At 45.5% G+C, this 23,411-nt stretch carries 18 protein-coding genes; 4 read left to right on the top strand and 14 right to left on the bottom strand.

Going from position 1 to position 23,411, the window contains the following annotated elements; translation table 11 throughout:
- Positions 1-31 precede the first annotated feature (31 nt).
- The 13 genes from BACCOPRO_RS10190 to BACCOPRO_RS10130 all read right to left on the bottom strand — a co-directional run bounded on the left by BACCOPRO_RS10190 (position 32) and on the right by BACCOPRO_RS10130 (position 16,790).
- Positions 32-613, bottom strand: coding sequence for a Crp/Fnr family transcriptional regulator (locus tag BACCOPRO_RS10190; protein WP_008143345.1), 582 nt, complete (start codon positions 611-613; stop codon positions 32-34).
- 71 nt (positions 614-684) lie between these two features.
- A complete protein-coding gene (locus tag BACCOPRO_RS10185; RefSeq protein ID WP_008143342.1) occupies positions 685-1,296 on the bottom strand; it encodes a polysaccharide deacetylase family protein in 612 nt (203 codons plus the stop codon).
- A gap of 65 nt (positions 1,297-1,361) precedes the next feature.
- Positions 1,362-4,688, bottom strand: coding sequence for a DUF2723 domain-containing protein (locus BACCOPRO_RS10180; protein WP_008143340.1), 3,327 nt, complete (start codon positions 4,686-4,688; stop codon positions 1,362-1,364).
- 88 nt (positions 4,689-4,776) lie between these two features.
- Positions 4,777-5,538, bottom strand: coding sequence for a metal ABC transporter ATP-binding protein (locus BACCOPRO_RS10175; RefSeq protein ID WP_008143338.1), 762 nt, complete (start codon positions 5,536-5,538; stop codon positions 4,777-4,779).
- The gene (locus BACCOPRO_RS10170; protein WP_008143336.1) at positions 5,535-6,425 is read right to left on the bottom strand and encodes a metal ABC transporter solute-binding protein, Zn/Mn family; all 891 of its coding nucleotides are present in this window, start codon (positions 6,423-6,425) and stop codon (positions 5,535-5,537) included. Before BACCOPRO_RS10170 ends, BACCOPRO_RS10175 begins: the two co-directional genes overlap by 4 nt.
- Before the next feature lie 163 nt (positions 6,426-6,588).
- Positions 6,589-7,335, bottom strand: coding sequence for a BT1926 family outer membrane beta-barrel protein (locus tag BACCOPRO_RS10165; protein WP_008143335.1), 747 nt, complete (start codon positions 7,333-7,335; stop codon positions 6,589-6,591).
- 109 nt (positions 7,336-7,444) lie between these two features.
- The gene (locus tag BACCOPRO_RS10160; protein ID WP_008143333.1) at positions 7,445-9,187 is read right to left on the bottom strand and encodes a hypothetical protein; all 1,743 of its coding nucleotides are present in this window, start codon (positions 9,185-9,187) and stop codon (positions 7,445-7,447) included.
- 490 nt (positions 9,188-9,677) lie between these two features.
- Positions 9,678-10,355 (bottom strand): tRNA (5-methylaminomethyl-2-thiouridine)(34)-methyltransferase MnmC2, encoded by a 678-nt coding sequence (mnmC2, locus tag BACCOPRO_RS10155; RefSeq protein WP_008143330.1) that lies wholly within the window; start codon positions 10,353-10,355, stop codon positions 9,678-9,680.
- Positions 10,356-10,367: 12 nt separating this feature from the next.
- Complete coding sequence (locus BACCOPRO_RS10150; RefSeq protein WP_008143328.1) at positions 10,368-10,823, bottom strand: YqaA family protein; 456 nt, start codon at positions 10,821-10,823, stop codon at positions 10,368-10,370.
- On the bottom strand, positions 10,799-11,734 hold the full coding sequence (locus BACCOPRO_RS10145) for a hypothetical protein (RefSeq protein WP_008143326.1): 936 nt from the start codon (positions 11,732-11,734) through the stop codon (positions 10,799-10,801). The genes BACCOPRO_RS10150 and BACCOPRO_RS10145 overlap by 25 nt, the downstream gene beginning before the upstream one ends.
- 10 nt (positions 11,735-11,744) lie before the next feature.
- The gene (purD, locus tag BACCOPRO_RS10140) at positions 11,745-13,019 is read right to left on the bottom strand and encodes a phosphoribosylamine--glycine ligase (protein WP_008143324.1); all 1,275 of its coding nucleotides are present in this window, start codon (positions 13,017-13,019) and stop codon (positions 11,745-11,747) included.
- A gap of 42 nt (positions 13,020-13,061) precedes the next feature.
- Positions 13,062-15,221, bottom strand: coding sequence for a S9 family peptidase (locus BACCOPRO_RS10135; protein ID WP_008143322.1), 2,160 nt, complete (start codon positions 15,219-15,221; stop codon positions 13,062-13,064).
- A gap of 54 nt (positions 15,222-15,275) precedes the next feature.
- The gene (locus BACCOPRO_RS10130; protein ID WP_008143321.1) at positions 15,276-16,790 is read right to left on the bottom strand and encodes a THUMP domain-containing class I SAM-dependent RNA methyltransferase; all 1,515 of its coding nucleotides are present in this window, start codon (positions 16,788-16,790) and stop codon (positions 15,276-15,278) included.
- A gap of 382 nt (positions 16,791-17,172) precedes the next feature.
- Here BACCOPRO_RS10130 and BACCOPRO_RS10125 point away from each other — a divergent pair, with 382 nt between their 5' ends.
- The 3 genes from BACCOPRO_RS10125 to BACCOPRO_RS10115 all read left to right on the top strand — a co-directional run bounded on the left by BACCOPRO_RS10125 (position 17,173) and on the right by BACCOPRO_RS10115 (position 20,745).
- Positions 17,173-18,645 carry an alpha-L-fucosidase gene (locus BACCOPRO_RS10125; RefSeq protein WP_081446928.1) on the top strand — a complete coding sequence of 491 codons (1,473 nt, stop codon included), beginning with the start codon at positions 17,173-17,175 and terminating at the stop codon, positions 18,643-18,645.
- Positions 18,646-18,775: 130 nt separating this feature from the next.
- Positions 18,776-19,543, top strand: a complete 768-nt coding sequence (locus BACCOPRO_RS10120) for an arginase family protein (protein WP_008143318.1) — start codon at positions 18,776-18,778, stop codon at positions 19,541-19,543.
- Positions 19,544-19,776: 233 nt separating this feature from the next.
- Positions 19,777-20,745, top strand: coding sequence for an alpha/beta hydrolase (locus tag BACCOPRO_RS10115; protein WP_246497753.1), 969 nt, complete (start codon positions 19,777-19,779; stop codon positions 20,743-20,745).
- A gap of 103 nt (positions 20,746-20,848) precedes the next feature.
- Here the strand turns inward: BACCOPRO_RS10115 and BACCOPRO_RS10110 are convergent, their stop codons facing one another.
- Positions 20,849-21,898, bottom strand: a complete 1,050-nt coding sequence (locus BACCOPRO_RS10110) for an alpha-L-fucosidase (RefSeq protein WP_008143316.1) — start codon at positions 21,896-21,898, stop codon at positions 20,849-20,851.
- A 321-nt stretch (positions 21,899-22,219) separates the two neighbouring features.
- Here BACCOPRO_RS10110 and BACCOPRO_RS10105 point away from each other — a divergent pair, with 321 nt between their 5' ends.
- The gene (locus BACCOPRO_RS10105) at positions 22,220-23,404 is read left to right on the top strand and encodes an alkaline phosphatase family protein (RefSeq protein ID WP_008143315.1); all 1,185 of its coding nucleotides are present in this window, start codon (positions 22,220-22,222) and stop codon (positions 23,402-23,404) included.
- Positions 23,405-23,411: the final 7 nt, after the last annotated feature.

Genomic DNA, 23,411 nt, shown 5'->3' with positions numbered 1-23,411 from the left:
TTTTGACATAGGTCAAAATCTGTACAGGAAATTATTTTCCGGCTCTGATTCTGCTTAACGCAGATATCGATATGCCGAGGAAGGAAGCGATGTAGCCCAGATTGACTCTTTGGCAGATATCCGGAAATGTGCTGAGCAGTGCTTCATATCTTTCTTTTGCGGTCATTGTCAGATTGTCTATCCGTATGCATTGCAGCGACAGCAGGCATTCCTGGTGGATGACTCTTCCCCAATTGGCAATTTCGATGTTGGTTTCATATAATTCATTGAGGATGCTTATGGGAATGGAGTATGCCAGAGTGGGTTCGATGGTTTCTACATATTCAAATCCGGCCCGATTGTGATACAGACAGAGCAGGCCGAAAGTAATGTCTCCTTCCTTTGAGAACCAGGTCGTATGTTCGTTTCCGTCGGCAAGACAGTAGGAACGGGTCAGGCCTTTTTCAATGAAATAGACATTCCTGTCAATAATACATCCTCTGATAATCAGATGCTTTGCAGGGAAAAGGTGTTTCCTGAAATGCTTCCCGAGCAGGTCGATGGATTCATCAGAAACGGGATAATGGCTTTTGATGCTTTTTCTGATGTTGCTTATTTCCGGATAATTGTCCATGTGTTTCCGTATATGATAGGTTATGCTGTGACCGGTCTGAATGGTCTTCCCGGTCTGTCAGGCAGACAGTGTCAGTCGAACACCTTGAATTCATAGCCTTGTTCCAGCAGCCATTCGATGGAGCGGGGCAGGGCATATTTCATGTTCTTTTCCGATTTCAGGGAATCGTGGAACGTGATGATGGAGCCGTTGCGTGCATATTTCTTCACCTTGGCAAATACTTGCCGGCCGTTCAGCCGTTTGCTGTAGTCGCGGGTTACAAGATCCCACATCACGATGCGGTATTTCCGTTTCAGGACCATATATTGCAGCCATCGCATGTGTCCGTGCGGCGGTCTGAACAGATCCGTATGGAGATAGGCGTCGGCTTTGTCGGCATTGGCCAGATAGTTCCGGCTCAGGTATTCGAATCCGCGGATATGATTGAAGGTGTGGTTGCCAATGCGGTGCCCTCTTTCGACTACCATCCGGAACTCTTCCGGATGCTTGCGTACATTGTCTCCCACCATGAAGAAGGTTGCCTTGATGTGATATTTGTCCAGCAGGTCCAGTACCCAGGGAGTTATCTCCGGGATCGGGCCGTCATCGAAGGTCAGGTAAACGGCTTTTACCTTCTTGTCCATGCGCCAGAGGGCACGGGGATAAAGCCAGCGTACGATTTGAGGGGGTTGTTCTATCAGCACTTTATTTAAAATTTAGGGCACAGCGCATTACTCCGCAGGGAGAACGCGCTGTGCCTTCTGTTTTTTTACTTTTTGCCTACACGCTGTTCCAGCAGCTTGTAGAGCTGTTCAAATTTCTGTGTATAGTGTGCAGCCGAATCCATGACTTTGCCGGTCGACGGATCTTTCAGCAACTCCATTTCCTTGCATACATCGTCCAGGATGTAGAAATAGCGTGTGCAGTCTTCGTATGCACCTGTGAAGCGGACATCGTCCAGGCTCATGTACCAGGAAATGTATTCCACGGCATTGTCAGCCAGCTGTCTCAGGATGTTGTCGGCTTTGGCATGTTCGCCCAGTTCGATGTAGTCATGAGCCATTTCCTTTGAGCTGCTCATCACGTAGTCGTGACGGACAGTCGTGCTCGGGATCACCTTCTCGCAGTAGTCCAGAGCTTTCAGGGCTTTGTCCTTCTTGCCTTCGCGGATCAGCTGGGTGGCCAGCTGTACGAACATGCGGCGGTGAGTGTCGCACATGCGCAGGACGGTTTCATCCAGATAGATGTCCGGATTGTCGATTCCTCCGAACTTGAACTTGTTCATCAGGTTGTCGTACATCTTTTCGCTGTCCAGGCGGCGTCCGAGCTTCACGTTGTCGAACGGAGTGATGCGGTAGGCCAGACCTTCCTGCAGGAAGTTGTTGGTCAGGTTCAGATGGTTTTCCGAACCTACGGTGATGGCCATGTAGATGGGACGTTCCCAGTTGGCATTGGCCAGCATTTCCAGCATCATCAGCTCACTCTTGTAGAGCACGTGCTTGCCTTTCAGTGAAATGTGCATGTATTCCGGAATGGAATCCGGTGCCAGCATACCCGAACGCTTGATGGCTTCCTTGTCCAGTTTCAGTACGATACTGTCGGTAGGAATCATCTGCAGGCCTTCTTTCGGCGAACGAACCCAGTGTTTCAGAATGTTCTTCAGTTCGTAAGGATTGTCTCCGAATTCCTGCTTGGCTTCTTCGGGATTCTGTTTGTAATAGTTCATGACAGTGCTCATGGCTTCCGGACGTACATAAACAGCCTCGTTGTGGCCGGATACGTAGTCTATACGTTCCCAGTTGATCGGTACTGAAGGAGAGTCGTAGGCCGGACGGCGCATCTGGTCAATGTACCAGTCTGTCTGCAGATAGCTCAGGTTGCAGACGCGCACATCGGTGCGGAATCCTTCTGTTTCCTGGTTATACCACAGGGGGAATGTATCGTTGTCACCGTTGGTGAAAAGAATCGGGTTTCCTTTTTCCGGCACGGTGCTCAGGTAGTTCTGTCCGAAGTCGCGGCAGGTATACCGGCCGCTGCGGTCGTGGTCGTCCCATGTCTGGCTTACCATCTGGATGGGAACCAGCAGGCAGACTACGGTAGCGATTCCGGCAGCTGCGGTTTCACTCACTTTCTTCTTTTGCAGCCATTCGGCAATGGCGGCTACACCCATACCGATCCAGATGGTAAAGGCATAGAACGAACCGGCATATGCATAGTCGCGTTCACGCGGCTGGAGCGGAGTCTGGTTCAGGTAGAGCACGATGGCAAGTCCCGTCATGAAGAAGAGGAAGAATACCACCCAGAACTGCTGGATGCCTCTGTTTCCGCGGTAAGCCTGCCAGAACATACCGATCAGTCCGAGCAGCAGCGGCAGACAGTAGAATACGTTGTGTCCCTTGTTGTTCTTCAGCTCGCCGGGCAGGAGAGTCTGGTCGCCCACCAGTGCGTTGTCGATGAACGGAATGCCCGTAATCCAGTTGCCGTGTTCGATTTCTCCCTGTCCCTGTATGTCGTTCTGGCGTCCGGCAAAGTTCCACATGAAGTAGCGCCAGTACATGTAGTTCAACTGGTAGATGAAGAAGAACTTGATGTTGTCCCACTGGGTAGGAACCTTCACCATGATCATTTCACCACACTGGTCGTAAGGCACTTGTTTGCCTTCCACACCTCCCAGCCATTGTTCGTAGGCTGAGGCATGATCCGAGCTCCACATGCGGGGGAAGAGCATGTTCTGTGCGTATTTGTATTCCGTCTTGTTGCGTACGATTTCGTAGCTGTCTTTTTCATCCGGACGTTCTTTTTCCTTGCGCTGGTACACCGGAGCTCCTTCTGTCACGTCGTACATGCATCCGCCGTCCACCTGTTTCAGGGCCGGTTTCGAAGCGTATGTCTGTCCGTAGAACAGCGGACGGGTTCCGTACTGTTCGCGTCCCAGATATTCACCCAGAGTAAAGATGTCTTCCGGAGAGTTCTGATCCATCGGCGTATTGGCTGACGAACGGATCACGATGACAGCGTATGAAGAATATCCTACCACGATCATCATCATGGCCAGCAGGCTGGTGTTCAGCGTGCGTGCGCTGACCCGGTATTTCTCGCTGAGGTTGGCAAACAGATAGATGGCCAGTATCGCCAGAACGATGATACCGATGACTACGCTGCCGGTGCCGTGGCCGTAGAACGGAATTCCCAGCAGACCGACGGTGAGCAGGAACGAAATGTTCATGCGCTTGCGGCTCTTCTGCGTGTAGCTTTCATAGACACCCCATACGAGTGAGGCAACCAGAACAGCCAGGTAGACGATGACTCCCGTGTTGAACGGCATGCCGAAGCTGTTGACAAAGAGCAGTTCGAACCATCCGCCTACTTTCACGATGCCCGGAACGATACCGTAAAGTACGGCTGCTACCAGGATCATGGAGCCGACAAGTGCCAGCAGACTTCCTTTGAGATTGGCCTGCGGGTGTTTTTTATAATAGTATACCAGTACGATGGCGGGAATACACAGCAGGTTCAGCAGGTGAACACCGATGGAAAGTCCTGTCAGGTAAGCGATCAGGATCAGCCAGCGGTCGCTGTGAGGTTCGTCGGCGCGGTTTTCCCATTTCAGGATCAGCCAGAACACGATGGCCGTGAACAGGCTTGAGTAAGCATATACTTCTCCTTCGACGGCACTGAACCAGAATGTATCACTCCATGTGTAGGCCAGTGCTCCGACAACGCCTGCTCCCATGATTGAGATCAGTTTTCCTTTGGTCAGCTGGTCCAGATCCGGGCAGATGAGCTTCCGTGTCAGGTGCGTAATGCTCCAGAAAAGGAAGAGAATACATGCCGCGCTCATCAGTGCGCTCATGATATTTACCATCATGGCTACTTGTGAAGGATCGCTGGCAAACTGGCTGAACAGGTTAGCTGTCAGCATGAAGAAAGGTGCGCCGGGCGGATGTCCCACCTCCAGCTTGTACCCGGTCGTGATAAACTCGGGGCAGTCCCAGAAGCTGGCAGTCGGTTCGATGGTCATGCAGTAAGTGAAAGCTGCAATGACAAACGTGATCCAACCCACCAGATTGTTAATCTTGTTGTACTGTTGCTTCATTTTGTTATTTCATTAACATTCAATGCGGCAAAGATAGTAAAGAATTTACTTCCAGCGAGGTTCACGCGTCTTAAAGTTTTCAAAGAAATCAGTGGTGATGGCATTTCAGGACTCTGTGGGGCAGATTCCCGTGGCCGAGCAGTTCGATGGGGCATCCGAAGTGTTTTTCCAGCCATTCCGCAGGCACCTCCGTGTCGGGATGGTAGTCGAGTGTGCCGTTGACACAGGCAATACTCTTTACATTTTGCAGGACGGTACCGATGTCGTGGCTCACCAGTACGATGGCCCGCTCGCGGTTGATTTCTTCCAGCAGAGAATATAACTTCGCTTCGAAACGCTTGTCGATATAGGTATTGGGTTCATCCAGAATCAGAACCTGCGGATTGGAGACGAGTGCCCGTCCCAGTAAGGCCCGTTGCAGCTGTCCACCGCTCAGTTGTCCGATTGCTCTTTTCTCCAGTCCTTCCAGTCCCATGCGTGCAATGACCTGTTTCACCTGTTCATGCTGGGCAGGCGAGAACGACCGGAAAAGCGATTTCTGCCGGTTCAGTCCCGAAAGCACGACCTCATAGACCGAGATTGGGAATTTCTTGTCGATGGAATTATACTGAGGCAGGTAGCCCATGCTGATTTCGGGCACCTCTTTTCCTTCCTGATAAAAAGTCACCTTGCCGGCGGTGGGATTCAGCAAGCCCAGCATCACCTTGATGAGAGTGGTCTTTCCTCCTCCGTTGGGTCCGATGACACCGAGGAAATCCTGTTCGAACACTGTCAGGTTGATGTTCTCCAGAACTGTTTTGTTGTCGTAAGCGGCAGAGATGCCGGTCATTTGCAGGATCGGTGTTTTCATACGCCGCTGTTCTTGTCAGGGTTCGACAAAGCCCGTGCTACCTTGAGCATTTCTTCCTTCCAGCGGTAGCTGAGCGGATTAATGGAAACAACCTGCACGCCCAGTTCCTTGGCAATAAGTTCCGCATTGCGCACGTCAAACTCCTGCTGTACGAAGATGATCCGTACCTGATTTTCGCGGCAGGTTCTGATCAGTTCCTGCAGGTGAGCCGGTGAAGGTTCTTTTCCTCCTTCTTCGATGCTGATCTGTTTCACTCCGTAATCTTTGGCAAAATAACTCAGTGCCGGATGATAAATCAGGAAAGCCTGGTCGGCATGCTCCATCAGTTCCTGTACTTCCTTGTCAGTAGTCTGTATTTCTTTTTCCAGACTGTCCAGTCTCTGATGAAAATAAGATTCGCTGGCCGGATCCAGTTCACACAGAACTTTATAGATATTCTCAGCCAGGATAGCCGCATTCTGTGTGGAGTTCCAGATGTGCGGTTCCACACCATGTGCGTGCTTGTCTTCCTTTCCGTGCGTATGTCCGTTGATTTCATGAATCAGATCAATGCCTTCCGACATGTCGTAGAACGGCAGGTTCGGTGTATTTGCCTGTAACTTTTTGATCCATGCCTGTTCGAATCCGATGTGTCCGATTTGCAGGTATGCCTTACTCTTGGCCAGTTTCACCAGCTGTTGCGGGGTAGGGTCATACGTTTCAGGATTGCTTCCTTCGGGTACCATGCTGACAATATTGAATTTATCCCCGGCAATAGCTTCCGTGAAATAGCGGAGCGGTTCGATGGTTACGGTCAGAGTCTGCCGCTTGTCATTATTCCCGTTTCCGGCACATGAAGCAAGTGACAGCACCGCCAGAAGCAGGAAAAGATATTTTTTTATACACATATATTCAGATATTAGATAGAGTATTCTTCGCAAAGCTACAAAATCTTTCCGAAGTCTGAAAGCAAGAATCCGAAGTTTCGTCAGATTAGGAAGAAGGAAAAATGAATGAAGGCCCTGTCTCCCGACAGAGCCTTCCCCCTTAATAGTACTCTACGTGTATCTATTAAAACTTGAATCCAATTTTAATTGTCGGGGCTGCCAGGATGGAATAGTTATGACTATTGGCATCGAGGTTGCTCAGTCCCTCTTGCGGCTTGATCAAGCTGCGGTTGTAGGTGTAAGCAAACGGGTCAACCTGTGCACCTACGAACAGGCCGTCTGTGATGTAATATTCTACACCTCCGGTCAGTGCTCCGCGTACGTTGAACGCTTCGCCAACTGATTTACCCATGTTGTACTCATCGTCGGTGAATGAGATGTTACGTCCGTAGGCGTAACCCACGCGTGCTCCGGCATAGAGATACAGACCGTCGACTTTCGTCTTGAAGTAGCGATCAACTCCTGTGTAAACATTGAATTGCACGAAGTTCTGATCAGCTACAGCGCCGTAGCTTGGAACATCACCCCATTCGAATGATTCGTCGCTGTCGGCACTTCCCGGCACGCCCGAATAACCCGGATGCTTGGTGATACTCATGCCTCCTCCCAATACCAGTTTCCATTCGTCGAGGAAGAACCAGCCACCTTCGATTCCCACTTGTAGAGACTTGTCATTCCAGTTGGTTGACTGAGCCTGGAAACCATTGTAGCTGGGCAGAGTGCCTACGGCAGCATTCTGCATTACTGTATTGTTATAACTTACGGTTGCTGCCACGGTAAAGTCATTCTTTTGCGGACCTTTATCCTGGGCATTGGCTGTAAGTCCAATCATCGGGAGTGCGGCTAATATTAAAAGTTTATTGATTTTCATATTTTTCTGTTTTGTTGTTGGGTTTATCCTTCGGGAAAGGAGGATTGCTCCTCCTTCCTTCGGATTATAAACTTTTTGCTATTAGCATCTTGTTTCAAGAGACCTTTGCTTATTCAGCAGGAGTTTCTTCGCCTTCTGCAGGAGTTTCAGGAACTTCAGAAGAAGCTGATCCAAATTCTGCATCCAACGCTGCTTTAGCTGCACTCAGTCTAGCTTCTGCTGCAACTAACTCAACCTTCAATTGTTCATTGTCAGCTTCAAGCATTGCTATAGCGTCATCTATTGTTAAGCCAATAGCTGGATTTTGAGGATCGTTAATGATATTGTTCGCGTCATATTCACGGTTAGCAATATCTCTTTCTGCATTAGCAATCTCTTCTTCGCATGCCAAAATCAAGGCATCAACATCTAAATCATCTATGGTACCATCCAAATTACCTATCAACTGTTCAAGAGCGCCTTTACTTGCAGTCAGTTGAGCACTCGTAACAGCTAAGCTATTGATTTCTTGTTGTGCAGCAACCATTGCCTTAGCGTTTTCTCCTGCCAAAGCTGTAGTGATAGCTGTTTCATAAGCCTTATAAGTATCACCTGTGAAAGCCTTCTGTACATTAGTGAACAGAATCTGTAATTCTTTAGCATCATTTACAGTTTCGATACCGTCAGCTAAAGTACTTTCAGCAAATAGCTGCTGTTGATATTTAGCATTTTCAAGAGCTTTTCTTGCAGCTTCAATAGCAGCATTATCTGTACCCTTCAATGCATTATCATAAGTTGTTTGAGCAGTTTTTACAGCTTCACCTTTAGCATTGTATTGAGCATATAGAGAAGTTCCTGTTGCCGCATCATCTGTTTTACCTAATGCTTTTTCTGCTTCATAAACTTCTGCCGCAATCAGATTTGCCGCATTGGTTACAGCACTTGCTTTAAGAGAATATTTAGTAAGTGATGCCTTTGCCGCAAAAGTAGTACCAAGTTTTTCCGCACCTTCTGCATATAAAGTAACATTGTCAAGATAAGTAGCAGGTAAATTTTGACCAGTAGTCTTCAGATGCTTATTACAGAAATAACCATTGTTTCTTAAAGAATCAATAGCTAGAGCTGTAGCTAATGTCGCATCAGCACTTGCACCCGTAGCATTATACCCTTTAATAGGTGTAACTTCCTGCTTAAAGGCTTCCTCAGCATCAGCCAATTTACGGTCTGCTTCCGAATCCTTCAGGTTCACTTCTTTAAGTTGAGTCTCAAGTTCAGCTAATTCACTCTTCAAATCACTCAAGCTACTACCGGACATTTGCTTATAGGCTTCAATTTTAGCCTTATTCTCTGCAATTGTAAGTTCATCTGTATAGTTCAGTTCTGCAATAGCAGCCTTTGCGGAAGCTACACCATTCTCCAATTTGGCAATCAAATACAAATTATTAGCAATTTCACCATTAATTGTATTTACTTTATCAGCAGCATCTTCATAATTTGTAAACAATTGTGCTTGATAGTCCTTCATATTCTCAGCCAACTGTTTTTTGTAATTAGCTATCTGTTGTTCAAATGAAGCAATCTGCTCTTCATAATCTTTCTTTATTTTTTCCAGTTCATACGACCATTGTTCTGCATCCTGAGCAGTCTGTTGATTTTTCTCATCAGCTAATGCCTGCTGGTAGTTAGCGTTAGCTTGTTGGTACAAAGCTTGTGCGTCATAATATCCAGCGAGAGCTGTTAACTGTTTTGCTTTTGCATCACGGATAGCGGTAACTGATGCTGATTCGTTGTCGTCAACACAAGAAGTAAGTGTCGTTGAACCCAGTGCCAATGCGCAAATCAGTACTGACACTGCAATGAATTTCTTTTTCATAAGTAAATCCAAGTTTTAAAAAGTTAATATTCCAGTTTTAATAAGTAAAATCTTTTCTTATATTTGCAGATATATCCTCAAAATTCAAGTTAATAAGTTTCGTTTTCAAAGTTATTCAAGTTTTCAAGCACCGCGTCGTTTTGAGGATTTTGTCTGTCCTCTTCCGCCTCGGCAAGAGCAAACATAGACATGAATAGCTTGATTCGGTTTGTCAATCAATACATTTTAACGGCAAAATCGACAAATTGTGAAAATATGTATGCTTTTACAATAGTTTTGCGTTGATTTGACAAAAATGAAAAAGATTTTTAGAAACATTTCTGAAGAAAGAGAAAAGACTTTTAAATGTTTTTTCACGAAAGGGAGGGAGGGTGAATATGAAAAAACTGATAGGAAGTACGTCTGGAAAACGTCGAAGTCTTTTCATCAAAACATCGAAGCCTTTTCTCGTGTACGCCGAAGCGTTTTTTTAAAACCTGGAAGGCTTTTTTTAAGGACAGGGTTCAACCTTACTTGCACGCAGAATCTCACGTTTCCCACCCGGAGGTCCCGGAAGACGTTCCACGTGGAAACCGGAAGACTGGAGCATCCGGCGAATGACACCTTTGGCACAATAAGTTGTGAGGATACCGGCAGGCCGGAGTAAAGCATACAGGTGATCAAACAGAGACTGGCTCCACATTTCGGGTTGTTTCTCGGGAGCGAAGGCATCGAAATAAATTACATCGAAGCGTTCATCGGTCTGCCAGGTGGTGAAGTCAGTTTCTATTTTGCAGAGGGTGAAATGGGGAGTTATCTGTACAGGGACATTCCATGTAGCACGATGAAGACTGTAGAATGCCTCACTGCGCTGGGGAGCGATCTGTTCGGGATAATTCATCTGACGGATGAGATCTTCGGGCAATGGGTAGCGTTCCAGAGTTGTGAAACGGATGTCGCGTCCGCTTGTTTCAGCCTCCAGCAGAGTCAGAAAAGCGTTGAGACCTGTTCCGAAACCGATCTCAAGTACATGAGGTGCAGCAGCAGAACTTTGTTTCAATCCCATGTTGATAAAGATATGTTCTGATTCTGTCCGTGCACCTTTTACGGAATGATAATGCTCGTCCATTTCCGGAACAAAGAGGGTATAGCTTCCGTCGGCTGTCTTTTCGAGGGTTCTTTCTTTCATTATTGGTTGTTTTTAGAGAAACAGTTCAGTGGTCGTGGCAACAAGAATGGCATAGCGGGCCAGTTTTCCGAGGGTCATTGAGAAAGTGACGATCCACACATTGGCACGCATCAGGCCGAGGGCAATCAGGACAGCATCGCCGATGATAGGCAGAAAAGAGAAAAAGGCCATCCAGGAACCGCGTCCGTGAATAAAGCGTGTGGCTTTCTCCAGCTGTTTATGATCTACCCGGAAATATTTTTCAATCCATTCCATTTTTCCCAGGTGGCCGATCCAGTAACAGGTCAGTCCGCCGAGGGCGTTTCCAGCAGTGGTGGCTAGTGTGGACAGAACCGGATCAAGTCCCAGACCGACGCAGGCCAGCATGACGGCTTCGGAACTGAAAGGCAGAATGGTACCGGCGAGGAAAGCGGAGATAAACATTCCCCAATAGCCCCACTCGGTCAGAAACTGAATAAATGCATCCATAAGTTAAACAAGCCCAGCATCAGAATCAGAAGCAATGCTGTGCCGAAGAATATACGGGTGAAACGATTGTATGTCTGAGCAAAGAGATGTCCGCAAGGCAAGGCTCCCAAGGCGATCAGTAGCGGGAACAGTGCATTAAACAGATGAGGCTGAAGCAGTAAAAGCAGCAGGATACCTGCTTCCAGAATCAGCAAGGTGCGGAGCATGATACGGGTCTGTACCTTTTCCTGATAGGTTGCCATGAGGCTACGAACGCTGCAAATAAGTATGATCAGCAGGACAATGCCGCCTGAAACGGCCTGTTCCAGACTGAGTATGCTGTAATCAATCGGCATGGGGCGGAATGAGGAGAGAAGGGTATCACAGGCAGATTCCAGATTTCCCAAATACAGATGATAGCTGAGCAGAAACAGGTAAGGGGTGGCAATTCCTACCAGTCCGGCAAAAAAAGTGCGTGCACTGAAGGAGCGCAGATCTCCCATTGCAATATATATAAGAGGAATAAGATAAAGCACGGGAGGAATGGCCAGACTTCCTAGTCCGAGCAACAGAAAGGCATGGTACACAGGAGTAGAGGCATAGAAGGCTTCGTAACTCTGAAACAGGGCAAACAGAATGCCCAAAAAGAGAACCGGAAGCCAGACTGCCGGTGTGTAGGCATGGAGAAAAGGACAGAAGGCATAAAGTGTCAGAAACAGGGCCGAGGGAAGGGTGGTGCGTGTATGGATAAGGGCAAAAGTAGTATTTAGCTCAATGAGAAGATAAGTGCCTGCTGCACAAAGAGCCATTGAAACCAGTTCGGTCCATTCTCTGCAAGTGCTCCCCCAAACCAGTAATGCAATGAGAATGGCAACAGGAAGCGTCATTCTTCCCGTTGCCACTTCATATTGAAATCTGTTTCTTATTGCCATTGTCGGATGATTAGAGGTCGAATCCGATATCAGAACGGAAATATTTCTTTTCGAAACTGATCTTTCCGGCATTGCAGAATGACTGTGCCAGAGCTTCTGCCTTGTCGGCTCCATATGAGCTGACTGCGATGACACGTCCTCCGGATGTCACGATCTGTCCGTCTTTAACAGCTGTTCCTGCATGGAATACGATGCTGCCTCCGGCTTTGGCTTCCTCAATACCGCTGATGGGATAACCTTTTCCGTAAGCTTCCGGATAGCCGCCTGATACGAGCATGACGCATACTGCTGAGCGGGGATCGATTTCCAGTTCCTTTTCGTGGAGATTGCCTGCTGCTACGCCTTCAAACAGATCTACAAGATCACTCTTGATACGCAGCATGACGCTTTCCGTTTCGGGATCACCCATACGGACATTGTATTCGATGACCATCGGATCACCCTTCACATTGATCAGTCCGAAGAAGATGAATCCCTTGTAGTCAATACCTTCAGCTGCCAGTCCTTCAACTGTAGGACGGATGATGCGGTCTTCTACTTTCTGCATCCATTCCTTGTCGGCAAACGGCACGGGAGATACAGAACCCATACCTCCGGTGTTCAGTCCTTTGTCGCCTTCACCGATACGTTTGTAGTCTTTGGCTTCGGGCAGGATCTTATAGCTCTTACCGTCGGTAAGTACGAATACGGAGCATTCAATTCCGCTCAGGAATTCTTCAATCACAACTGTTGCAGAAGCATTTCCGAACATGCCGCCCAGCATTTCTTTCAGTTCTTTCTTGGCTTCTTCCAGAGTCGGGAGAATCAGTACGCCTTTTCCGGCGCACAGTCCGTCGGCTTTCAGCACGTAGGGTGCCTGAAGAGTTTCCAGATAAGCCAGTCCTTCTTCCAGGTTGTCGGCTGTAATGCTCTTGTATCCTGCGGTCGGGATGTGATGACGCTGCATGAATCCTTTGGCGAATTCCTTGCTTCCTTCCAGTACGGCACCTGCTTTTGAAGGACCGATGACCGGAATGTTTTTCAACGCTTCATCGTTGCGGAAATAGTCGTAGATTCCTTTTACCAGCGGATCTTCCGGACCTACAACCACCATCTGGATATCGTTGTCGAGAGTGAATTGCTTGATGGCATCGAAATCGTCAGCCTTGATAGCTACGTTTTCGCCCACTTCACGTGTACCGGCATTTCCCGGTGCAATGTATAGTTTCTCTATTTTAGGGCTTTGTGCAATCTTCCATGCCAGTGCATGTTCGCGGCCCCCGGAGCCTAACAATAAGAGTTTCATAATTCGTTTTGTTATTATGGGTTTGACTTTTCTTGTTTTGCTTTACTTCAGATGATCTTCAAAGTAGCGGGTGATGTGCTCGTGCAGATGTACACGGTCGCGTCCCATCATGTTGTGTCCGTCTTCCGGATAGACAAAGAAATCGGGATGCGTTCCGGCATCAATGCAGGCACGCAGGAAAGTATAGCTGTGCTGAGGCACACAGGTGGGGTCTGCTCCACCGATGATCACTTCCAGACGTCCTTTCAGGTTACCGGCTTTCAGCTTCAGGTTTGAGTTCTTGTAGCCTTCCGGATTGGTCTGCGGAGTGTCCATGTAGCGTTCACCGTACATCACTTCGTAGTACTGCCAGTCGATAACCGGTCCGCCGGCAACACCTACCTTGAAGATTTCGGGGTAAGTGAGCATCAGGTTAGTAGTCATGAATCCACCGAAACTCCATCCGTGTACACCGATCTTATCTGCATTTACATAAGGCAGTGACTGGAGGAACTTAGCTCCTTCCACCTGATCTTTCATTTCTTCCACACCTAACTGACGGAATGTGCAGTTCTCAAATTCCAGTCCGCGGTTATCACTTCCACGGCTGTCTACGGTCAGCATGACATATCCCTTCTGAGCCATGTACAGATCCCATCCCCGTGCATCATAGAAACGGTTGTTGTGGATCAGCTGAGCGTGCGGTCCTCCATATACATAGATAATGGCGGGATATTTCTTGTTAGGATCGAAGTTGACCGGTTTGATGAGACGATAATAAAGATCTGTCTTTCCGTCGGCTGCCTTGATGGTACCCAGTGTGATTTCCGGGAGATTATACTGTTCTTTCATCGGATCAGTAGCTGTCAGCAGGTTGATTCCGGTCTTTCCGTTGGTCGGCAGAATGCTGATTTCACGGGGAACATTGAATGATGTAAAGTTGTCAATCAGGTAAGTTCCGCTGGCAGAGAGACGTGCTGAGTGTGTTCCGTCCTGTTGGCCGAGCAGTGTGCGTTTGCCTGTCTTTACATTCAGACTGAAGATATTGGTCTGCAGAGGTGAGATTTCCGTACTCGCAATGATCATTTCTTTGCGGGCTGTGTTAAATCCCAGAATGTCCTGAACCAGCCAGTCTCCTTGTGTCAGCTGTTTGATCAGCTGTCCTTCCTTATTATAAAGGTACAGGTGATGGAAACCATCGCGCTGGCTCCAGTAGATGAACTGGTTGCTATCCCAGGGAAGGAATACGATGGGATGTTGTGGCTCTACATATTTGGGATGAGTTTCTTCAAACAGCATAGCTTCCTTGGCACCGGTTTCTGCATTGTAGCGTACCAGTTGTGAATGATTCTGGTCACGGTTCAGTTCGATAACATAGATGCTCTTTTCATCAGGAGACCAGCTGATATTGGTAAAGTAACGGTCTGTCGGGTCTCCGGCCTGCAGATAAACTGTTTTTCCGCTCTGAATATGATATACTCCTACGGTTACCTTATGGCTGGTCATTCCTGCCATCGGATATTTGTCCGGCTCAAGGGTTGCAATGCGGGTAGTGGTATTAACCTGCGGATAAGCAGTTACCATGCTTTGATCCATGCGATAGAAAGCCAGACAGTTTCCTTTCGGGCTCCAGAATGTACCTTTATAGATTCCGAATTCGTTGCGGTGAACAGCCTGTCCGTATACGATATCCATCGGATCTGCTTTCTTTTCGTCAGGATTGATCTGCAAATCCTTTTCTCCTTCATGTGCGATGCAAAGATTGCTTCCCACGGTATAGGCTACGTAGCCATTCTCCTTGCAGAAGTCCAGATTGGCAGCTTTTTCGTTCAGACGGAACAGGTTGCTGATCTTTTTCTGACCGAAATCATACCATACCATATAGTTTCCCTGACGGAATGTAATTACTTTCTGATCTCCCCAGGGAAGAGAAGCTCCCATCAGTGTACGGAGCTGTTTCAGTTCCTGAGTTGGCTGAAAAGGTTTTTCTCCATTGAGAAGTGCTTCGTTTACTTCATCAAGTGTTACCAGTACAGTTTCTTTTCCATTGCGGACATTGATGGTTACGATGTTCTCTACATCTGTACGTACACAAACGTCTCCCCACCACTGCAGTCCCGGTATATTTTTCGGAACCAGGTTGAAGTAATTGTTTCCTCCCGGAATGACATCTTCCAGGGTATAGGATTTCTTTTCTTGTGCGAAGCTAGCTGTTGCTGTCATACAGAATAGGCATACAAGTAAGAATACGCGTTTCATTGTTTGATTGAGCGGTAATTATTGTTCATCCATTGATTCATTGTTTTCTCTCTCGATTTCCGGTTTGCGGCGGCTGTGCATGTAGCGTGGACCGGGAGCCTGTTTCGGGCGTCCGTCGTCTGTGGAAGGACGTGGTGTGCGTGGCTTTGATTCGTCTTTGAACCGGAACTCGTTACGGCGTTCGCGCGTGAATTCTTTTCCGTCACCAGCCTTGCGTCCGCGGAAGCCTTCTTCTTTGCGGAAGCCTTCGTTTTTACGGGAACCGGACGGACGGTCTTCTTTTTTACGGAAACCCTTCTGTTCTCCGTCGCGCGAGAATGAACGTGTTTTGGGACGCGGAGAGTCTGTGTTGCGTCTGGGCTTAAAGTCTTTTCCTGCGTTTTCGCTACGGAAAGCCTTGTATTTACCGTCAAACAGCTGATATTGACGGAACTGGCATTCCAGTGCACCATTGAACAAAGGAATCTTGACTGAAGCTTTCAGACCGATCTGGTCGAAACATTCATCCCGATAACTCAAGATCCATGCATCGTTACCGGTGAAGGCGTGTTTCAGACGTTCACCGATCATTTTATAAAGTTCCAGCAAATCTCCGGAAGAGATACGTTCGCCATACGGAGGATTGGTGATAACAATACTTTTTTCCTTTGGCTGTTCGAACTGTTGGAACGGCTGGATTTTCAGAATAACGTCTTTGCTTACTCCTGCAGCCTTGACATTATGAGTCGCAATTTCGTTTGCTCTCGGATTATTGTCGTAGCCATAAATCTTGTGTGTAAATTCACGTTCCTGTGAATCATCATTATAAATGGAGTCTAACAGATTCTGATCAAAATCTTTCCATTTTTCGAAGCCGAACTCCTTGCGGAAAATACCCGGTGCAATGTTGCGTGCAATCAGGGCCGCTTCGATGGGAATTGTTCCGGATCCACACATCGGATCGATCAGATCACATTCTCCACGCCATCCGGTCATCAGGATCATTCCGGCAGCAAGTACCTCATTGAGCGGAGCTTCTACCTGTTCCTGACGGTATCCTCGACGATGAAGAGACTCTCCAGAACTGTCCAAAGACAAAGTACACTGATCTTCGGCTATATGGATGTTGATAGCCAGGTCCGGATTACTGATACGGACCGACGGACGATTGCCTGTCTTTTCACGGAAATAATCTACGATGGCATCTTTTACTTTGTAAGCAACGAATTTGGAGTGGCGGAATTCGTTTGAGAATACTACGGCATCCACAGCAAAGCTGCTCATGTTGTCCAAATACTCCTCCCAGGCGATCGCTTTCACAGCATTGTACACTTCGTCGGCTGTTTTGGCAGTGAAATGTTTGATTGGTTTCAGGATGCGGATGGCTGTGCGAAGACAAAAGTTTGCTTTGTACATCAGGGCCTTGTCGCCGGTGAATGATACCATACGGCGTCCGATTTCAATGTTGCTGGCTCCCAGCTCGGTGAGTTCTCGTGCCAGTACTTCTTCCAGCCCCTGGAAGGTTTTGGCTATCAGCTCAAATTCTTGATTCATTTTATTTAAATTACGTAATTTCAATTGATTCTGCAAAAGTACGAATTTTTGGTTTGTCAATCAATGGTTTGAGTGGTTTTTCCTTGGGATTATGTTGTTTGATAGAGGAGATGTTGAGATTAGGCAAAAAAAAAGGAGTACCGCTGTACTCCAACCTTTGTTAACCTTAAATCTAATACTATGAAAAACACGTTGCAAAGGTACGGACTTTTCTGAAATCTGCAAGAGGTTACTTGAAAAAACTCTGCTTTATAACATTTTTTAGACATTTGTATAATCTTCTTTACATAATTGCTTTCATGTTTCCAGATGGAAGGGTTTTGTTCTTGAAAAAGTTTGTTACCTTTGTTGCCGATTAACCTAGATAATAAATAAAAAGAAAATGAAAAGATTAACACATTCAGGCATTTTGATGTTGGGGCTTTGCTTGGGGGGAATGATGCAAAGTTGCTCAACTACGGACTCTAATTCAACTATTCAGCCTACTCCGGGCCAGCAAGCTATGATTGACCGGAAATATGGTATGTTTTTGCATTTCGGGATGAATACTTATTTGAATGCAGAATGGAGTGACGGAACTGCTGCTGCCGGAGTTTATGCTCCACCGGCTGACATTGCAGAACAAGCTGCAGGCTGGGTGAGAAATGCAAAAAAGGCCGGCATGCGTTCGATTGTTCTTACAACGAAGCATCACGACGGATTTTGTTTGTGGGATAGTAAGTATACCGATCATGACATTGCCAATCCGGCTATTGAGCATAAGGTAGATATTGTAAAGGCTGTATCGGATGCCTGCCAGAAAGAAGGGATAGCATTCTCTGTTTATTATTCTTTATGGGACCGGCATGAGCCTTGTTATCAGGATGAAGATAAAAAAGTGTATATTCAGTATATGAAGAATCAGCTTCAGGAGTTGATGACCGGTTATGGGCCGGTTCATGAACTTTGGTTTGACGGAGCCTGGGACCGGAAAACGGAAGACTGGCATCTGCAGGAGGTATATGATTTTGTAAAAAGTATGCAGCCGGACTGTCAGATCTCAACCAACTGGACAATAGGTAAACGTCCTGTAGATATGCAGGAAGGTGATTCTATTATTTATTTCCCTTCTGATTTTCGTTTATGGGATCCTTTCCTTCCTGTGGCTGATGATCCTAAAATTTATACACACAGCGGTAAGCAATATTATCTGCCATTTGAAAGTACACAGACAATTTCTGTAATTGGAAACTGGTTCAGTCATCCGGAAGACACTACAGTGCGTGATGTCGAAGAACTGGCAGACATTTTCTATACGGCAACAATTAATGACAACTGTCTGTTGCTGAATATTCCTCCAGATACACAGGGAAAGCAGAATCCGAAAGCAATCGAAAATATTCTGACGTTGGCCCGGCAACTGGGTATTGAAAACGGAAAACCTTTCCCAAAAGAACTGAAGAAACCTCAGTCCTTGATTACGGATGCTACTGCTGAGGCTACAAGCATCTATAAGAATGATACATTGCATTATGGTCCGTCTTATGCAGTGGATAATGATGTCTCTACTTCATGGATGTCTGCTGATTCATTGGCCTCCATGACTGTGAATTTGCGGAAAGAGAGTAAGTTTCAGGAGATATTCCTGATTATCGGTGAAAATAGCATCACACAGTTATCCATTGATAAGGAAGATAATGGAAAGTGGGTTCCGGTTTACCAGAGTGGCGTGATTCCCAAACAGCGTGGAGAAAGCTTTATGGGATATGGAACAATTTCCTGCAAACTGGATGAACCGATATCCGCCCAGTGTTTGCAGATTCGTATTCTTCAGTCAAACGGAAAACCATCCATTTACTCTGTTCGTCTGAAATAATCAATTAAGTTTTCCACAACTTCTGAACATCCGGCTCAGGGTTGTGGAAAACTTATTTTAGCACAATCCGTAAAAAACGGTGATCAAAAGTTTGTTATCTTTGTCCGACGATTCCATAAAAGGAGGATATATGAAGAAACAATTGATTATCATGGATTTTACAGGAGTGTATAACTATGAACCATTTATCCGTAATCAAAACTGTATTTGGCTGGATTGCCGTCATTTGTATGGGACGGAATGCTATTGTGATGAAGAAGGAGCTGCTTCTCTCAAACGATTGATTGCGGATTATCCGGCAGAAGGAATTCATTTTATTGACTCAGGAAATTATCATTACCTGACAAAATTCTGGACGGACAAACTGAACTATCCGTTTTCTCTATTAGTTTTTGATCATCATCCGGATATGCAACCTCCTTTGTTTGAGGATATGATTTCTTGCGGAAGCTGGGTAAAGGATATGCTGGATACGAACCCTTATTTACAGAAAGTGGTTGTAGCCGGAGCCTCGGAGGCGTTAATCCGTGCAGTGCCGGATATTTACAGAGATAGGGTTCATTTTTATGGAGAAAAAGCGCTGAAACAGGAAGAAACCTGGAAGCGTTTTGCATCAGAGCATGTTAATGAACCTGTTTATATTTCCATAGATAAGGATGTACTTAATCCAGAATCGGCTGTAACCAATTGGGATCAAGGATCTCTCAGTCTTCAGGAACTGGAGCAGTTGCTGGCAGTTGTCTTTCGTCATGAAAAAATAGCCGGTATTGATATTTGTGGAGAATGTTCTGCTACTTTAGATCTTTTTGAGGAGAAACGGGAGGCTGCAATAAATGGTCGTGCTAATCAGGAATTACTGGAATTAATCAGTTCATTTCGTACACCTACAGAACTTTAGAAATAAAAATCTGACATGATACCATTCAACAATCACAAGGGGTACCTGAAAATGTAATCCAGATACAATTATCTGTAATTCGGGTACTTAATAATAATCAGGCAGGCATTACATTTGCAATATAAAAATGAAGTCTTATGAATAAACTGGTTATTGGCTTTCTATTGGCTTTTCTTTTTATTGGAGAAGCTTTGAATGCACAAAGTAAGAATGGTTTAAAAAACAGTAATGGTATGAAAGATTTAAAACTGACAGAAGTGTGGGATAAAGTATTTCCACAGAGTAATAAAGTAGAGCATCGGAAGGTAACCTTTGTTAACCGATATGGTATTACACTGGCTGCAGATATGTATATTCCTAAAGGGACAGAAGGCAAACTTCCTGCAATCGCCGTGAGCGGACCATTTGGAGCCGTTAAAGAACAAGTCTCAGGTTTGTATGCTCAGACAATGGCAGAACGGGGATTTCTGACCATTGCTTTTGATCCTTCTTTTACAGGGGAAAGCAGTGGAGAACCGCGTTATGTAGCTTCTCCCGATATAAATACGGAAGATTTCTGTGCAGCAGTCGATTTTCTGTCTGTATGTGATCTGGTGGATGCTGACCGCATTGGAATTATGGGAATCTGTGGTTGGGGAGGATTTGCCATCAATGCAGCAGCCATTGATACACGCATCAAGGCAACGGTCGCTTCGACGATGTATGATATGAGCCGGGTAACCGCCAACGGCTATTTTGATGCCATGAATGCAGACCAGCGTTATGAACTTCGGAAACAGCTGAATGCTCAGCGTACGGAAGATATGAAAAACGGCAGTTATGCACTTGCTGGAGGAGTGATTGATCCGCTTCCGGAAGATGCTCCTCAATTTGTGAAGGATTATTATGCTTATTATAAAACGAAGCGGGGATATCATCAGCGTTCTTTGAATTCTAATAACGGATGGAATAAAACATCTGCACTTTCGTTTATAAATATGCCTATCCTTTCTTATTGTGATGAGATTCGGAGTGCTGTCTTGCTGATTCATGGAGAGAAAGCCCATTCACGCTATTTCAGTGAAGATACTTTCAAGCGGTTGAAAGGGGATAATAAGGAACTGATGATTATTCCCGGGGCAAGTCATGTAGACTTGTACGATCAGACAGATATTATTCCTTTTGATAAGATCGAAACATTTTTCAAGGAATATCTTCGCTGAGACGGGGATTTTGGAATAATCTTTAATCGGAAAGAGGGTGTTATAATGTAGTAAAGTGATACTTAAGATTTGAATGTTATGACACCCTCTTTTTCCGTATATATTAGATACCTAAACGTTTTCTGAGTTCTTTTAAAATCTCAATATCTTTGTTTCTTAATTTACCGTCTCTTCCCGGAGGGCAGTTCAGAATCAGGATATTGTCGTTTTTGGTACATTGACGATATAATTTTTCCAGCTCTTCTACAGACTTAAACTGATTGTCTGTTGTATTATAGAACCATCGCTGACTGATACATACTGTGGATTCCCATGGCATGTAGTAATCTTTACCATCGTGAGTGAAAGTCTTAGGATCATTATCGGTTGGCAGATACGGGTCACCCAGACGGAAATCACTGGGGAAATAACGAATAGGGAATCCTGCTTTTTGCTGTTCCGGCAGTACCGGGTGGGCATCTACATTCTCGGGGGAACCAATGCTCCAGTTGATACCGATCTGGCAATCTGGCTCCTGAGACTTGATGGTCTGGTAGATATCCATAACAGGCCAGCGGTAATTCTGTTTGGTCCATCCTCCGTCAAACCAGAATTCGACGATAGGTGTATATGGCTTTACTTTGTCAACCAGCTCTTTTAATTGCGCAATCATGTAAGAATTGTAGGCAGCGTCTTTGCTTTGATCATCCACATCCGGATTTACTTTCCGGTCCCATAAAGAATAATACAGTCCCAGTCCTATTCCATATTTTTTGCATGCTTTGGCTACAGCTTCTACCACATCTGTATGATTTCCGGAAGATGCAACATCATATTCTGTGTATTTGCTGTCCCAAAGGCAGAATCCGTCATGGTGTTTGGTTATCAGGATAACGTATTTCATACCGGCATCCTTGGCAGACCGTATCCATTGTTCTGCATCAATTTGTGAAGGAGCGTATGATTCGGCTGGTTTGGAGCCATCTGTCCATTCTTCGTCATGAAAAGTATTAATTCCGAAATGAATGAACATACCATATTTCCGTTCGATTTGTTTGAGTTGGGCTTTACTGGGTTTATCGGAAGGAACCGGCAGTAACAGATTTTGCGAGAAGGCAGGTTGTCCTAGTAACAGCAAGCCTAATACGCTCCATGATAAAAGTCTTTTTTTCATAAGTAATTTTATTGATACCTTTGTGTGTAAATGTCTGTTTTTTATGATTGTATATTTAAGGTCTTACAAAAACCAAGGGCAAAGTAACAAAAAAATTGAATAGATTATTTATTTTCTCCCATTATTTCTGTTAATTTGTAATCAATTTCTGCTATGTGGAATAAGGGTTTAAAATGTGGTCAGCAATTTTTTATAACAGCCCCAAGAAGATGGGTGTGAAAAGTATGTTGACCAGTATGGTAGTTGGGGTTTATTAAACATAACTTTATAATAGTATTATGATGAAACGGTTACTGATTTTTTTTATGGGTTGTCTGTTGTGTGACAGCCCTTCAAGGCAAAACACGTAAGGCTCTTTACATTGTGTTGGATGGTATTCCTGCTGATTATATTGAGCGGGTACATCCGAAGAATATATTCGATATAGCTTCCAAGGGAGGTTATGCCCGTGCTTATACGGGAGGAGAAGTAGGTGCATATTCGCAGACTCCTACCATATCAGCGATTGGTTACATGAATATTCTGACAGGAACCTGGATGAATAAACATAATGTAAATGGGAATTCCAATCTGAATCCCAATTATAATTATTGGTCACTTTTCCGGATAGCCAAGAATCAAAATAAAGATTTTAAGACGGCTTTGTTTTCCAGCTGGACTGATAACCGGACTGTATTGATCGGTGAAGGAAAGCCTGAGACTGATCATCTGAAAATAGATTATGTCTGTGATGGGTATGAATTGGATAAGAATCGTTTCCCTGCGAAGAAAGATGACCTTCATATTTTTGATATTGACTCAGTTGTATGCAAAGAAGCCGCTGCTTGTATCCGTGAGAATGCTCCTGATTTGAGTTGGGTGTATTTGTGGTATACCGATTCCGGTTTCCATATTTATGGTGATGGGGCTTTTATGGACCGTTATGTAAATAAGACAGATGATCTGGTTGGAATGATTTGGGAGGCAGTTCAATATCGTGAAAAGAAGTTTGATGAAGAATGGATGGTGATTGTGACAACAGACCATGGCCGTGGAGAAAGCGGACATCATCATGGTGGACAATTGGCCCGCGAACGTAGTGTATGGGTTTCAACCAATGTCCGTGCGTTGAATGCACAGTTTACCCGTCCTACTTTAGCTTTGGTAGATATACTTCCTACAATCTGTCGTTTTATGGATTTTCAGATGCCCAGAGATGTAGCTTTTGAAAAAGATGGTATATCCTTCTATGGTCCTACGGATATTTATGAGCTGACAACTCATCCTTATGACAATCAGGTTACTTTATGCTGGAAAGGGGAAGGTGCCAAAGATGAGGCTGTTGTTTATATGGCTACAACCAATGCTTATAAAGAAGGAGGTAAGGATAACTGGTCAGAAATAGGCCGGGTAAAAGCCAGTACAGGACGTTTTGTTGTGGATTTAGGAAAGTATCCGTCTTCCAAGTTTTATAAGTTTGTAGTGAAGACTCCAACAACTTCTTTGACCCGTTGGCTTCAGAAATAGTATTATG

The organism is Phocaeicola coprophilus DSM 18228 = JCM 13818 (assembly GCF_000157915.1).
Lineage (GTDB): Bacteria > Bacteroidota > Bacteroidia > Bacteroidales > Bacteroidaceae > Phocaeicola > Phocaeicola coprophilus.
Note: the sequence above shows the minus strand (reverse complement) of the source record. Positions and strands in the feature narration are given on the sequence as shown.

Coding starts and splice junctions, on each gene's coding strand:
- BACCOPRO_RS10190 (WP_008143345.1), bottom strand. CDS start 613: ATGGACAATTATCCGGAAATAAGCAACATCAGAAAAAGCATCAAAAGC.
- BACCOPRO_RS10180 (WP_008143340.1), bottom strand. CDS start 4,688: ATGAAGCAACAGTACAACAAGATTAACAATCTGGTGGGTTGGATCACG.
- BACCOPRO_RS10175 (WP_008143338.1), bottom strand. CDS start 5,538: ATGAAAACACCGATCCTGCAAATGACCGGCATCTCTGCCGCTTACGAC.
- BACCOPRO_RS10170 (WP_008143336.1), bottom strand. CDS start 6,425: ATGTGTATAAAAAAATATCTTTTCCTGCTTCTGGCGGTGCTGTCACTT.
- BACCOPRO_RS10165 (WP_008143335.1), bottom strand. CDS start 7,335: ATGAAAATCAATAAACTTTTAATATTAGCCGCACTCCCGATGATTGGA.
- BACCOPRO_RS10160 (WP_008143333.1), bottom strand. CDS start 9,187: ATGAAAAAGAAATTCATTGCAGTGTCAGTACTGATTTGCGCATTGGCA.
- mnmC2 (WP_008143330.1), bottom strand. CDS start 10,355: ATGAAAGAAAGAACCCTCGAAAAGACAGCCGACGGAAGCTATACCCTC.
- BACCOPRO_RS10150 (WP_008143328.1), bottom strand. CDS start 10,823: ATGGATGCATTTATTCAGTTTCTGACCGAGTGGGGCTATTGGGGAATG.
- BACCOPRO_RS10145 (WP_008143326.1), bottom strand. CDS start 11,734: ATGGCAATAAGAAACAGATTTCAATATGAAGTGGCAACGGGAAGAATG.
- purD (WP_008143324.1), bottom strand. CDS start 13,019: ATGAAACTCTTATTGTTAGGCTCCGGGGGCCGCGAACATGCACTGGCA.
- BACCOPRO_RS10135 (WP_008143322.1), bottom strand. CDS start 15,221: ATGACAGCAACAGCTAGCTTCGCACAAGAAAAGAAATCCTATACCCTG.
- BACCOPRO_RS10130 (WP_008143321.1), bottom strand. CDS start 16,790: ATGAATCAAGAATTTGAGCTGATAGCCAAAACCTTCCAGGGGCTGGAA.
- BACCOPRO_RS10125 (WP_081446928.1), top strand. CDS start 17,173: ATGAAAAGATTAACACATTCAGGCATTTTGATGTTGGGGCTTTGCTTG.
- BACCOPRO_RS10120 (WP_008143318.1), top strand. CDS start 18,776: ATGAAGAAACAATTGATTATCATGGATTTTACAGGAGTGTATAACTAT.
- BACCOPRO_RS10115 (WP_246497753.1), top strand. CDS start 19,777: ATGAAAGATTTAAAACTGACAGAAGTGTGGGATAAAGTATTTCCACAG.
- BACCOPRO_RS10110 (WP_008143316.1), bottom strand. CDS start 21,898: ATGAAAAAAAGACTTTTATCATGGAGCGTATTAGGCTTGCTGTTACTA.